13 protein-coding genes and 4 pseudogenes are annotated in these 12,578 nt (G+C 36.6%); 11 read left to right on the top strand and 6 right to left on the bottom strand.

Going from position 1 to position 12,578, the window contains the following annotated elements:
• Nucleotides 1-27: 27 nt before the first annotated feature.
• The 5 genes and pseudogenes from ACFFIX_RS18025 to ACFFIX_RS18005 all read left to right on the top strand — a co-directional run.
• Nucleotides 28-1,119 carry an amidohydrolase family protein gene (locus ACFFIX_RS18025; RefSeq protein WP_378936434.1) on the top strand — a complete coding sequence of 364 codons (1,092 nt, stop codon included), beginning with the start codon at nt 28-30 and terminating at the stop codon, nt 1,117-1,119.
• A gap of 32 nt (nt 1,120-1,151) precedes the next feature.
• Entirely contained in the window at nt 1,152-1,505 is a 354-nt protein-coding gene (locus ACFFIX_RS18020) for a Rieske (2Fe-2S) protein (protein WP_378936432.1), read from the top strand.
• A 41-nt stretch (nt 1,506-1,546) separates the two neighbouring features.
• Nucleotides 1,547-2,587: an Ldh family oxidoreductase gene (locus tag ACFFIX_RS18015; RefSeq protein ID WP_378936431.1), complete on the top strand. Its 1,041-nt coding sequence runs from the start codon at nt 1,547-1,549 to the stop codon at nt 2,585-2,587.
• A 56-nt stretch (nt 2,588-2,643) separates the two neighbouring features.
• A pseudogene (locus tag ACFFIX_RS18010) lies at nt 2,644-2,842 on the top strand (glycerol-3-phosphate responsive antiterminator); the annotation flags it as partial.
• A gap of 256 nt (nt 2,843-3,098) precedes the next feature.
• A pseudogene (locus tag ACFFIX_RS18005) lies at nt 3,099-3,473 on the top strand (alpha/beta hydrolase); the annotation flags it as partial.
• A 16-nt stretch (nt 3,474-3,489) separates the two neighbouring features.
• Here ACFFIX_RS18005 and ACFFIX_RS18000 read toward each other — a convergent pair.
• From ACFFIX_RS18000 to ACFFIX_RS17980, 5 genes and pseudogenes are all read right to left on the bottom strand, one after another.
• On the bottom strand, nt 3,490-3,678 hold the full coding sequence (locus ACFFIX_RS18000; protein WP_378936429.1) for a hypothetical protein: 189 nt from the start codon (nt 3,676-3,678) through the stop codon (nt 3,490-3,492).
• 104 nt (nt 3,679-3,782) lie between these two features.
• Complete coding sequence (locus ACFFIX_RS17995) at nt 3,783-3,929, bottom strand: hypothetical protein (RefSeq protein WP_378936427.1); 147 nt, start codon at nt 3,927-3,929, stop codon at nt 3,783-3,785.
• 180 nt (nt 3,930-4,109) lie between these two features.
• A pseudogene (locus ACFFIX_RS17990) lies at nt 4,110-4,533 on the bottom strand (peptidoglycan-binding protein); the annotation flags it as partial.
• The gene (locus ACFFIX_RS17985; RefSeq protein ID WP_378936425.1) at nt 4,499-4,645 is read right to left on the bottom strand and encodes a hypothetical protein; all 147 of its coding nucleotides are present in this window, start codon (nt 4,643-4,645) and stop codon (nt 4,499-4,501) included. The gene ACFFIX_RS17985 and the pseudogene ACFFIX_RS17990, both read right to left, overlap by 35 nt.
• 539 nt (nt 4,646-5,184) lie before the next feature.
• Complete coding sequence (locus ACFFIX_RS17980) at nt 5,185-6,381, bottom strand: ROK family protein (RefSeq protein WP_378936423.1); 1,197 nt, start codon at nt 6,379-6,381, stop codon at nt 5,185-5,187.
• A gap of 196 nt (nt 6,382-6,577) precedes the next feature.
• Here ACFFIX_RS17980 and ACFFIX_RS17975 point away from each other — a divergent pair, with 196 nt between their 5' ends.
• The 6 genes and pseudogenes from ACFFIX_RS17975 to ACFFIX_RS17950 all read left to right on the top strand — a co-directional run bounded on the left by ACFFIX_RS17975 (nt 6,578) and on the right by ACFFIX_RS17950 (nt 12,000).
• Nucleotides 6,578-7,396 carry a purine-nucleoside phosphorylase gene (locus ACFFIX_RS17975; protein WP_378936422.1) on the top strand — a complete coding sequence of 273 codons (819 nt, stop codon included), beginning with the start codon at nt 6,578-6,580 and terminating at the stop codon, nt 7,394-7,396.
• Between the two features lie 61 nt (nt 7,397-7,457).
• Complete coding sequence (locus ACFFIX_RS17970) at nt 7,458-8,375, top strand: EamA family transporter (protein WP_378936420.1); 918 nt, start codon at nt 7,458-7,460, stop codon at nt 8,373-8,375.
• Nucleotides 8,365-9,621 (top strand): nucleoside permease, encoded by a 1,257-nt coding sequence (locus ACFFIX_RS17965; protein ID WP_378936418.1) that lies wholly within the window; start codon nt 8,365-8,367, stop codon nt 9,619-9,621. The genes ACFFIX_RS17970 and ACFFIX_RS17965 overlap by 11 nt, the downstream gene beginning before the upstream one ends.
• Nucleotides 9,622-9,664: 43 nt before the next feature.
• Nucleotides 9,665-10,253 (top strand): annotated as a pseudogene (gene deoC / locus ACFFIX_RS17960) (deoxyribose-phosphate aldolase).
• Nucleotides 10,254-10,316: 63 nt separating this feature from the next.
• On the top strand, nt 10,317-10,463 hold the full coding sequence (locus ACFFIX_RS17955) for a hypothetical protein (protein ID WP_378936471.1): 147 nt from the start codon (nt 10,317-10,319) through the stop codon (nt 10,461-10,463).
• A gap of 655 nt (nt 10,464-11,118) precedes the next feature.
• Nucleotides 11,119-12,000, top strand: a complete 882-nt coding sequence (locus tag ACFFIX_RS17950) for an endonuclease/exonuclease/phosphatase family protein (RefSeq protein WP_378936416.1) — start codon at nt 11,119-11,121, stop codon at nt 11,998-12,000.
• A gap of 203 nt (nt 12,001-12,203) precedes the next feature.
• Here ACFFIX_RS17950 and ACFFIX_RS17945 read toward each other — a convergent pair whose 3' ends face one another.
• Nucleotides 12,204-12,455, bottom strand: coding sequence for a hypothetical protein (locus tag ACFFIX_RS17945; protein ID WP_378936414.1), 252 nt, complete (start codon nt 12,453-12,455; stop codon nt 12,204-12,206).
• Between the last annotated feature and the right edge of the window lie 123 nt (nt 12,456-12,578).

The following is a 12,578-nucleotide window of genomic DNA, read 5'->3' as shown; positions in this document are numbered from 1 at the left end:
ACAGAAGATGGTAGGGAGGAATTTGAAGTGAGTAATCATAGCAGCTTGAATACCATTGAAAAAAGCAATAGTCGAAAAGGAAGTGGAATCATTGATACTGATGTCCATCATGAAATACGTTCTACTCAAGATCTACTTCCTTATTTATCGGATCATTGGAAAAGGTATATTTCAGATTATGGGTGGGTCCCAGAAAGATCGATTCCGTTTAATCAGATAAGAAAATCGACGAAATATCGAATGGATTCCGTTCCAGAAGATGGGGCCACTCCAGGTTCAAGCTTTCCGTTGTTGAAAGAGCAGTTACTAGATAAACATAACATGACACACGCAGTGTTAACCGGATGGTTCTATGAAGCAAGCGTTGCAAAAGGTTGGTTCGAATTTGCTACAGCTCGGGCATCAGCCTATAACGACTATACAATAGAGCATTGGTTGGAGAAGGATAAACGCCTTTTAGGTTCTATTACAATCTCTAGAGATCCGCAAGCGGCGGTTCGTGAAATTGAACGTGTAGGATCTCATCCACAAATGGTACAGGTGATGATGCCTATAGGAGACTTTGCATGGGGAGACCCGCAGTATCATCCGATCTTTGAAGCGGCGCATCGAAACGGATTGGCTATAGCCATGCACTTATCGGCAAGTATAACGGCACAGGGTGGAGACTTTCTTCGCTACTATGTAGCTTGGCGTTCCGTTCATCCTCAAGCATATATGACTCAAACAATTAGTCTCATTACGAACGGAGTATTTGATAAATTTCCTGATTTGAAGGTGGCTTTGGTCGAAGGTGGGTTTGAGTGGGTTCCTTTCATGATGCACCGAATGGATTCAGCATACAAGGCGCTCAGACAAGAAACGCCTTGGGTTAAACGAATGCCAAGTGACTATTTCCGCGACAACATGCGTTTTACCACACAGCCGTGGGATGATTTGACGCCCAAACAATTTCTGAATGTAATTGACATGATGGGTTCTGAAGAGATGATTATGTATGCATCGGATTATCCACATTGGGATTTTGATCCACCAGAACGCACGTTACCACAACAAATACCTGATAGCTTGCGTCAGAAAATTCTTTTTGAAAACGCTCGCAATTTTTATAAACTGTAACCGGACTCTCATCCAAATAGGAGTTGAATGACATGAAACATCTTGTTTGTAAATATGAAGATTTGAAAATAGATGGTAAAAAAGCAGTATCGATCGATCGAAAGGCGATAGTCGTCGTCCGTTCGGAAAGCGGCGAAGTATATGCGTTGCGTGACGTATGCCCACATAAGGGACCATGCTTATCAGCAGGAATGATCGACAGAAACTGTGCGGGTGATAGTGTAGGAGAATATATTTTTGAAAAAGAAACGGAAGTCCTAAGGTGCCCATGGCATAGCTGGGAATTTGATATAAAAACGGGACGTTCCTTATTTGCTCCAGAAAAGGTAAAAGTAAAAACATACGAAGTCACCATTGAAGATGACAAGGTTTATGTTGAAGTATAAGAGATTAACAGACTATAAACTAGTGAAAGAGGTGTAGGACTATGGAAATTAGCACGACAAAGCTAGCAGAATTTTCTACTAGCTGTCTAGTAAAAGCGGGTGTACCGGAACATGAAGCAGAGATTATTACAAATACGATGATTGAAGCAGATGCTAGAGGCATCCATAGCCATGGTGTAATGAGATTACCTATCTATATTGAGCGAATTCAGAATGAATTGATTCGTAGCGTTTCAAAGGTGATCGTTGAACAAGAAAACAAAGCAACAGCTATGTTAGACGGAACCTTTTCGGCAGGCCAAATCGTTGGTACAAAAGCGATGGAAATGGCCATTGAAAAAGCAGAAGAATATGGTGTTGGGGTTGTGACAGCAAAAAATAGCAATCACTTTGGAATCGCTGCACATTACGCGTTAATGGCAAGTAAGAAAGATATGATTGGGATTGTTATGAGTAACACTGCCCCATTAATGCCCCCAACCGGTGGTGCTGAAAAGGTATTGGGAAATAACCCTCTGGCAATCGCCGCACCGACCAATGGAAAATACCCGTTACTATTAGATATGGCACTAAGTAATGTGGCGCTTGGTAAAGTTATTTTTTCACAAAAAAAAGGAATTGCAATACCAGAGGGTTGGGGTGCAGATCAAAATGGAAAGGCAACAACCGATCCTTCCGCAGTATTAAACGGTGGGTTTATTTCACCTGTGGGTGGTCCAAAAGGATTTGGGCTAGCTCTTATGGTGGAAACACTGACAGGCGTTTTATCAGGCGGAGATTTTTCAAAAATGATTCCTTCAATGTATGATCTAACTCAAAAACAATCAATCTCTCATTTTATGTTGGTCATCAACGTGTCTTACTTTATGGATGTGGAACGGTTTAAAGACCTTGCTTCCATGCTCTCCTCGTATGTGAAAAATGCTGTCAAAGCAAGCGGAGTTGATGAACTCTATCTACCAGGAGAAATTGAGTTTTCAATCGAAGAAAAACGAATGCAGTCAGGAATACCAATTAGCGATAGTGTTTTAGATGAATTGCGCAAGCTTGCGGAAACCTTGCAAGTTCCTGGTTTGGATTAAGACAAATAAATACTATAAAAATACCCTGCTATTGAATAGCAGGGTATTTTTATGTAGTGTCTAAAATAAAGCCTGATTATATAGAATTACTACCTGGAATTATTCCTTCTCTTATACAAGAAGTACGTGAAAAAACCGCGACACCAATTTTGGCAGCGGGATTAATCAATCGAGAACAAGAAGTTGCCCAAGCTATAGCTGCAGGGTGCGATAGCTGTTACGACTTCGAGGCAAAATCTTTGGAAAGCATATTAACAAGGCTCTTTTCTGAAAGATTGTTGTTTTTAAAAAAACGTAGGTGAAAATGAATTTATCGTTTCGTGTTACAACATCTTAAGAAAAGATGCATCTATACCAACTAATAAGAGAATAAATACATCAAAAGCAACAATTTCTATGAAATCAGCTATTAATAAAGCGGATTAAGTTTACACGTTAATTCAGTAAACCTAGCTATAACGGGAAAACAGGTAATCCACAATGACTATCCTTAATAAGTAAAGGAAGTTTTGTAGCGAATACCGGTGATATTGACGTGCCTTTAATCAGCATAACCGGTTCATTGGATTCTCTCATTTTTCCTACGATTCATGCAGAAGGATACAGAAAACTTGTGAAAAAAGCAGGAAAAGATCATTTGCACCGTCTATACAGGATCGATAAAGGCAATCATGTGGACAGCCTGGTCTGGAATCAAGCAACAGATCCGGACAGAGAACTTCAACCCTTATTGCCTTATACCCATCAAGCTTTTGATCTGCTTGTTGATTGGGTGGAGAACAAAAAAGAAGCTTCAAACAGTATGACTGTAGCCGCACCGCAAAATCCGGTTAAAGTTATTGACATAAATTCCGGGAGGAAAGGAATCCCCGTTAGAGGCAAGTAACCCTCGATAAGGAAGGCTATTCTTGTGAAGGAACACCGACTGTTTCTTGTGAGGACATTTGTTTTTGTGCTTCAACAACATGGTTACGTTGATTAACTTCATTATTTTGATGTTCTGTTCGGACTTGAGATTCTACATTCGTAACTACCTTAGATTTTATTTTTAGCCTTGCTGTCACTGAACCATTTGATTCAATATTTTCCAATTTAATATCCCCTTTATCAGTTTATATTGTACTTTCATATAAGATGAATTAAAGGTAATTAGCTATTAGTTACTTACCTTTTAATGAGGCTCTTATTGTATCTTCTAACGATGATTCTGAGATTTATCTTCTTGCTTTCGTTGTGGATTCATCTGAGAGATTGCATGACTGACAATATCTGTTGCATTCTTCGCTTGATCATCTTCATCTTTTGCTTTTTGAACAATATCCTTAGAGTTATTTTCAAACACTTGCATCACTTCCTTAAATAAACTTTTTTCTTCTATAGTCTCAGTTATATAATCAAAAAAATAAGAGGGAATTGATTATTAAAGAAGATGAAGGACAAGCAGTAGGATTCACAATCCATCCATTATGCTATTTACAAAAAATATGTTTCCCACTTTGTTTTATTTGGGACCTTCCCCATATTCAAAGATAACACCTGATACTGAATCAGGAAATGTCGGACTGTTCACTCGAATTAAAATAACAGCAGCTACCGCAACTTGACCAATATAAGGCTCACCCCATTCTTCTCCAATGATCTGCATTTGCCATGAGTTGAATATCATTTTGAGAATATCCAGCTGGTACATTAGTTGCTGTTGTTTTTTGGGTATTTGCTTGAGCTTGATTAGCGTCCCCTATTATATATAGTCTCACTCACAAGCTTTTGCTTCGTCTTTGAACTGTTAACCATTCAATGGGGAGTCCGAATTAAGATTGAAAATTCCGAAGCGCCCAATATGTTCCCCACCCAAAAACACCATCGATTTTCCCTTTAAAAAAGCCAATATACTGTAGACGAGATTGTAACTCAATTACATCTTCCCCAACTGCCCCAATTTGAATGACTTGATTTGAGAAATGCTTCGATGTTACTTTCCTGGGCTGTTAAAATCGTTCCACCTAAAAGATTGACTAAAAGAATAAGTATATGTTTCTTCTTTATCATAGTGCTCATTATTTTCCCCCTATTAAATCAACATACTGTTATTTTTTGCAGGTAGTAAATTTTTATTCAAAACCTGGAGTAAACCTTTTACTGGGTTTACTCTACTTTTAGTGTTCGAGATATTGTTGCAGCAGAAACACAAGTACTTATTTAGACCGTTACGTACTCGTGTTGGATAAATATTGAATTAAGGATTAGTGAGTTAAGCTCACTGATCCTTAATTTTTTTACTTCTGATAATCCACCTAAGTTAACTAGATCACCGTGAAAATGTTGGTTTTTCTTTTTTTGAAAGAAATCTTCATACAGTTAAACATAAGAAGGGATGGGATGAAAATAAAAATGAAACCTGATGGGACAGAAGAGTTTATTTTACTGGAATAGATTGTTGTATCCGAGGAATTTTCAAACTCACACCCTAGTGTTGAAAAAACACAACAAGTCATGGATCAAGTAAAACGGACAGGCTAACTAGATGAGCCCATTACGATTAATCGGGATACAATGATCTCGACAGCCTGAGCGCTCTCAAGAAGGCGCTCTTTTTTCTATGTAAATAAATGTTCAATGACCATACTACCAGCCCCTTGTGAGACAATCTCATAGGAATCCTTTGCGGGAAGAATCGTTGGTTTAAGCTGTGGATAGATCTTAATTTTATTTTCAGCAGTTTGTTTAGCAATATCAAAAAATGAGCCTTTAGGGGCGAGTGTTCCACCACATACGACGGTGTCTGGTTGGAAGGTTAATATAATATTGGATAAGGCGATTCCGTAGTAAAATGCAGCATCTTCAACTACTTCTGTACATAAACGATCACCTTGTTCAATTGCCTTCAAAATAAGATAATAATCTATTTCGTCTACTGAATCGACCATATCTAAAAGGATCGAGAATTTACCTCGCTTTACAAACTGAATAATTTTATTTTTTATTGCGTCTAACGAACTATAAGTGTGTAAGCAGCCATATGAACCACAGTGACATTTCGGTCCATTAAGATCAACCATAACATGACCAAAGGCGTTTGTTGTATAAGGGCTTGAGTAAGGGAGGTTTCCCCCTGTAATTGCACAACTACGGATCTCAATATCACATGTTGTAAATAAGAAACGATCACTTATTGTAGAGAAGTGTAAACGATGTTCAGCTAGTGCAGCGAAATTCACACCACTATCTATTGTTACATAGGTAGGGATTTTACTCTGTATGTAAGCTTGAATTTCATCAATTTGTGCTGATACAGGTTTTGTCATGTGCTGTGTTTGATTAAATAAATCGTCTATCGAAATACCAATTCCAAGAATATTTTCAAGCTTAAGATTGTGTTGATCAAGTAATTGTTCAATTTTAGTGATAAACATATCTAATGTGACATAGATTGATTGAATGTTTTTCGTTTTCATTTTGATTTGCCCGCGAATATCTAAATTTAAATTAAGTAATAGGATCGTCGAGAATAAGCTAGTCACTTCAATACCAATGACATACGAAACATTTGGATTAATGCTATATAAAACAGGCTTTCTTCCCCCTGTTGATTCCCCAAGTTCATTTCCTGAGATTAGCTTTCCTTTTGTTAATTTTTCAAGCATTCTAGCACAAGTTGCGGGTTTTAAGCTTGTTTTTTCAAGCAAAGTTTCGACCTTAATTGGACCGTACCTCTGAATTAATGTGTAAAGTTTTTTTAGTTTTCTCGTTTGTGTATTTTTAGTTGAAATTAATTCAAGTAATAATTCATTCAAAAAGCGGAAACTCCTTTCTACAATTGTCTTCACAATAAAAATGGTAGCGAAGTAACCTATAAAAAGCAAGTTATTATAGATACCACCAGAAAAGTTTTTCTCAAAATGATAAAAAGTAATTTACATTCAAAAACCTGCATGCTACAATAAACCCATGAAAACGCTTTAATTAATAAAACAACTGGAGGAAATAAGCATGCATAAAACAGAAGAAATTTTAGTAGCGAAACAATATATTGAGAAATTAACAAGTGTTCAACCAACAATCGGAATTATTCTTGGTTCAGGATTAGGACCATTTGCAGATACTTTAGAGAATGCCGTTCATATTCCTTATGATGAAATTCCACACTTCGCCAAATCAGCTGCTGTAGGACACGCAAACGAGCTTGTGATTGGTACAATTGGAGGAAAAAAGGTTGTAGCAATGAAAGGTCGCTTCCACTACTATGAAGGTTTTACACTTGATCAAGTAACATTCCCAGTACGAGTAATGAAAGCTTTGGGTGTTGAAAAGTTAATCGTAACAAATGCTTGTGGTGCGGTAAACACAGACTTTAACCCTGGTGATTTAATGATCATTTCAGATCATATTAACTTAACAGCAAACAACCCACTTATGGGACCGAATAATCCAGATTTAGGCGTTCGATTCCTGGATGTTTCTGAGGTGTATAATAAGAAGCTACGAGGGATTGTAAAAGAAGTGGCTAAAGAACAAAATGTAAATGTTCGTGAAGGTGTCTATGCCTGGTGGACTGGCCCAACTTATGAAACGCCAGCTGAAATCCGTATGATTCGTACATTAGGAGCAGATGCAGTTGGGATGTCAACAGTTCCTGAAGCACTAATTGCAAACCATTCAGGTATTGAAACAATCGGAATTTCTTGTCTAACAAATATGGCTTGTGGAATTCTAGATCAACCTCTTAGTCATGATGAAGTTATCGAAACAGCAGAACGTGTAAAATCTACATTCTTAAACCTTGTTAAAGAAGTAATTACGAGATTTTAATTTTTTTGTCTACTTTTTATCATTTTGATAAAAAGTAGACAAAAAAGAAAGTAGGATTGGTATGAAAGGTAGTTTATTTGTTTTTCTGGGTTCTTGTAGTTATGGGGTACTTTCGACCATTGTCGTACTATCTTATGCGGCAGGGTTTACATTAAATGATGTTGTAGGAAGTCAAATGGTACTCGGTGCTGTTTTATTATGGTTTGTCGTATTATTTCGCTTCAAAAACAGTATTTCTAAGAAACCAACAAGAAAAGAAATTATACAAATGCTTATAGCCGGGACATCTACTGGATTAACAGGGTTATTCTATTATGTTTCATTGCAATATCTTGCACCATCGCTTGCGGTTGTCATCTTTTTTCAATTCACATGGATTGGTATTATTATAGAGGCGATTGCAAAACGTAAAACTCCACGCAAATCGCAATTACTTGCATTAATTCCAATTTTTGTTGGGACGATATTAGCAACGAATCTTATCACGGACGGACTTGCTTCTTTGCAATTGCAAGGTGTTTTATTTGGATTTTTAGCAGCAATATCAAATGCTATTTTTATTTTTGTAAGTGGTCGAGTTGCGACCAAATCAGATCCAATTCTTCGTTCAGCGATCATGGTGACAGGAGGGGCGATTTTAACATCGATCATTGTGCCACCAACTTTTCTTATTAACTTTACGGTATTTGGAAAGTTATTAGTTTCGTACGGTCTATTATTAGCCTTTTTTGGTTCATTATTTAGTACATGGATGTTTGCAAAAGGTGCACCACTTATTAGTACAGGATTAGCATCGATTTTAAGTGCAATGCAATTACCTACCACGATGATTTTATCCATTGCTATCTTACATGTACCCATTAATCTTACACAAATCATTGGAATTATTATCATCTTACTAGGAATCGGTGTTTCTGAAAGTAATCTAGGGAAAAAAGAAACAATGATTATTAAACTGGGGGAGCAACATGGGAATTAAAAATCGGTTAAAAATAATGTCGTTTTTACAATATTTTATCTGGGGAAGCTGGTTGATTACCTTAGGTTCTTATATGATCAATACCCTTGGTTTTACTGGTGCAGAAGTAGGGATTGTCTATAGTACAAAAGGAATTGCAGCGGTGATCATGCCAAGTTTGGTAGGGATTATTGCTGATAAATGGATTCGAGCTAATCGTCTTTATACTATTTGTCATTTTATTTGTGCCGGAGCCCTCTTTTATGCTGCATCAGTCAATAATCCTACAATCATGTTTTGGGTAATGTTGATCAATGCAATGGCGTATATGCCAACTTTAGCTTTATCAAATACAATTTCATATTATTGTTTAGAAAAAAATAAAATGGATACGGTTACATCCTTCCCACCAATTCGTGTATTTGGAACAGTTGGTTTTATTCTAGCAATGTGGACAATTAGTTTACTACAATTTGAATTAAGTAGTATGCAATTATATATTGCAGCAGGGGTATCACTAGTACTTGGTATTTATTCATTAACTATGCCTTCAATCCCGACTTCTAATAAAAAGCAAAAGCAAAACTGGGTTAGCATGCTTGGATTAGATGCATTTGTATTATTCAAAAAACCACAAATGGCGTTGTTCTTTATGTTTGCGATGTTACTAGGAGCGGTTTTACAAATTACAAATACATTTGGTAATCCGTTTTTACATGATTTTGGAGCAATTCCCGAATATACAGACAGTTTAGTTGTAAAATATCCATCTATTCTATTGTCTGTTTCACAAATGGCTGAAGTTATTTTTATCTTAGCTATTCCGTTCTTCTTGAAAAAATTTGGAATTAAAAAAGTTATGTTAATGAGTATGTTTGCTTGGACTCTGCGTTTTGGTTTATTCGCCTTCGGTGACCCGTCACCACTGGGTTTTGTCTTATTAATGCTCTCTATGCTTGTATACGGTTGTGCGTTTGACTTCTTCAATATCTCAGGTTCAATTTATATTGAGAAAGAAGTAAGCTCTGATATTCGAGCAAGTGCACAAGGACTATATATGACTATGGTTAACGGTGTTGGTGCATATGTTGGTTCCATTATAAGTGGAAAAGTAGTAGATTATTTCACTGTAGATGGTGTAAAAGACTGGCAGACGATTTGGCTAATATTCGCTGCATATCCACTTGTATTAGGAATTATTTTCTTCTTCACATTCAAATATAAACATAAACCAGAAAAGATGGTTGATTTAAAAGCAAGTCATTAAAAGTAATTATTAGGAGTGTAAGTAAATGAATTAGGCAAAATATATTGATCATACGATTTTAAACGCTACTGTAACAAAACAAGAAATCTTAAATCTAACAGAAGAAGCGAAAACACATGGCTTTGCTTCCGTTTGTGTAAACCCTTAGTGAAGTAAAGGTTTGTACAGTTGTTGGTTTTCCATTAGGAGCAAATACAACATTTACTAAGGTACAAGAAACAAAAGATGCTGTATCAAATGGTGCGACAGAAGTGGATATGGTCATTAATATCGGTGCATTAAAGGACAAAGATGAAGAGTTTGTTCTTCAAGATATTGAAGCTGTAGTGAAAACAGCTCATCCAAAAGCAATTGTAAAAGTCATTATCGAGGCATGTCTGCTAACTGATGAGGAAAAGGAAATCGCTTCAACACTTTCAGTAGAAGCAGGAGCAGATTTTGTTAAAACATCAACAGGCTTTTCTACAGGCGGAGCAATAGCTTCTGATATTGAATTAATGCGCAAAACAGTTGGCCCTGATATTGGTGTAAAAGCTTCTGGTGGGATTAAAACAAAAGCTGATGCAGAGATAATGCTGAAATGCGGTGCTAGTTACCTAGGAACAAGCTCAGGAATTAAACTTGCAAAATAAAGGATAGATGGGGGTCGAATTTAATTTGGCCCTATTTTTATTGAAAAAGGAGTAGAGAAAGAAATGGACAACTTTAAACGAATTCATGTCATCGTGATGGACTCAGTCGGAATTTGTGAAGCACCCGATGCAGCGCAATCGATTTCGGGTAATCCTATTTTATTGGGATGTGCTATATCGAAAACGTCAAATGACCTACAAATATTTTAAACTTTCAGTCTATTAACCTTTATAAATGTAAGCGTTATCATATATAATGATTATGGGTTGGATGGCACGTGTGGCCGTCATGGTATTTGGCGTAGGTGGGGCCTATACAAGGAAAAGGGCAGATATATATTACCCTTTTATGGAGCTGTCATGCTTCTTCCGAAATAAGAAGGTTAGTGTTCAGTTTGTCTAGTTTTGCACCAGAACCTTAAGTTCCTACATATTTTTAGTGTGATAGAAAAATGATTGAGGAGTTGATTTCCTATGGAAAGGTCTTTACTTAATACATCACAACAACCTGAAATAGTGCTTAAGTACATTAGGAGAGCGTCCATCTCATTATTTATGCGATTAAAATAATCTCAATTCTATGGTAACAGTTAAACACTTTTGTACAGAGTGGGTGGAAGATTAAAGAGAAAGAGCTGCTACAAGGCTGCCAAGTATGATTAAGAATACGAATTTCAAAGGACGGACAGCCTATTTTTATACCTGGCTTTGGCTTTTTTAAAACAGGTAATATAACTTAGGCTAAATGGCTTGTCTTAACAAAAAGGTAATATAACTTAAACCCTTTGTTACATAAACTAAATAAAGACTAATCATTCATATGATATCTTCTTCTTGTGAGGTAATTATCGAGGAGGAGATCGTTGTGGTAGAAGGCATGAAAGTTGGTATTCGTCGAATTATGTTTGTTTTGTCTGTAGCTGTTTTGATTAGTTCATTTACTGGGTTAGGAAACAAAACCTTTGCCCAAGAAAACAATTTTGATCGAGGTCAGTCGGTAAACGTCAAGGTGATGTCTTATAATATTCATCATGCTGAGGGAGTAGAAGGAGTGTTAGATTTAGAGCGAATTGCAGGTATTATTGAAGACTCTAATACTGATATTGTTGGTTTGCAGGAGGTGGACAACCATTGGTCTGACCGAAGCGATTTCCAAGATCAGGCAAGAATGCTTGCAGAACGACTTGGTATGTTCTATACATACGCAGCAAATCTTGACAGAGACCCACTAACTGAAGGAGATCACCGCCGTCAGTATGGGACAGCAATTTTAAGCAAATATCCAATAATCAAATCTGAAAATCATTCTTTATCAAAGATTGGAAATACTGAACAGCGTGGTCTTCTTGAAGCAACCATCAATGTAAGAGGAAATCACCTTCATCTTTATAACACTCATCTGGCCTTGACTTCTGCAGAGCGTGAACTTCAAGTAAACGAGACAATTGAAATAGCTAGTGAATCAAAGGGACCAAAGGTTATTATGGGAGATTTAAATGCTCTACCAACTAGCAACGAACTGAAACCGATGATGTCTAACTATCTTGATGTTTTTGCCGAAGCAACACCTGAAGCCAACACATACCCAGCTGCAAATCCTACAAAGAGAATCGATTATATTCTTACATCAGATGACATTGAAACAGTAAATACTGAAGTAATTCCTACTCTCGCTTCTGATCACCTGCCAATCACAGCAGAAATTGTATTGGATCGTGAAGCTCCGTACTTTAATGGAGAGAAATAAAAGGTACCCTTCGCCCGAATATGGCGAAGGGTTTTACTATAGAAAGTTGGAATTAATAACAGGAGTTGAATTAAATTCAAAGTGATAGATAAGAAATTAACCTTCTTTATGTGGAATAACTTAGTGGGGAAAATGAAACAAAATAAAAGAAATAAATTAAGGAAAAAAATCCATCAGATTTACTGGCGGATTCTGTAAATATATTAATTATGCTTTCTCAGCAGTTTCCCTAACTCCTCAGCGTTATAAGGGGTATGTTTAGCCGCTTCATGAAGCGGAATACCACTGTCCAAAAGACTTTTTACTACCTTTAAAATTCCTGTAGCTTCAGCATCTGCTAATCTGCTTCTTTCATCCGAGAGTGCTTTTGCTCTTTGATCATACTCTCTTCTAGTTTCAGGGTCAGAACTTAATTTTAATAATTTTTGTTCAGCTTTATTAAGAATTACGTCCATACTGATAACCTCCCTCAACTTATTTTCATTATCCTGAATATCATATTGGCAGTCTATTTATAAGAGTTGATTTGTTAAGTAAAAATAATCATTGGGACTTGCTACCATTAATTTTAATTTACC

Origin of the sequence: Metabacillus herbersteinensis (assembly GCF_042433335.1) — a bacterium.
Taxonomy (GTDB): Bacteria; Bacillota; Bacilli; order Bacillales; family Bacillaceae; genus Metabacillus; species Metabacillus herbersteinensis.
Note: the sequence above shows the minus strand (reverse complement) of the source record. Positions and strands in the feature narration are given on the sequence as shown.

Coding starts and splice junctions, on each gene's coding strand:
- ACFFIX_RS17975 (WP_378936422.1), top strand. CDS start 6,578: ATGCATAAAACAGAAGAAATTTTAGTAGCGAAACAATATATTGAGAAA.
- ACFFIX_RS17985 (WP_378936425.1), bottom strand. CDS start 4,645: ATGAGCACTATGATAAAGAAGAAACATATACTTATTCTTTTAGTCAAT.
- ACFFIX_RS18020 (WP_378936432.1), top strand. CDS start 1,152: ATGAAACATCTTGTTTGTAAATATGAAGATTTGAAAATAGATGGTAAA.
- ACFFIX_RS18015 (WP_378936431.1), top strand. CDS start 1,547: ATGGAAATTAGCACGACAAAGCTAGCAGAATTTTCTACTAGCTGTCTA.
- ACFFIX_RS17955 (WP_378936471.1), top strand. CDS start 10,317: ATGGACAACTTTAAACGAATTCATGTCATCGTGATGGACTCAGTCGGA.
- ACFFIX_RS17945 (WP_378936414.1), bottom strand. CDS start 12,455: ATGGACGTAATTCTTAATAAAGCTGAACAAAAATTATTAAAATTAAGT.
- ACFFIX_RS17965 (WP_378936418.1), top strand. CDS start 8,365: ATGGGAATTAAAAATCGGTTAAAAATAATGTCGTTTTTACAATATTTT.
- ACFFIX_RS17970 (WP_378936420.1), top strand. CDS start 7,458: ATGAAAGGTAGTTTATTTGTTTTTCTGGGTTCTTGTAGTTATGGGGTA.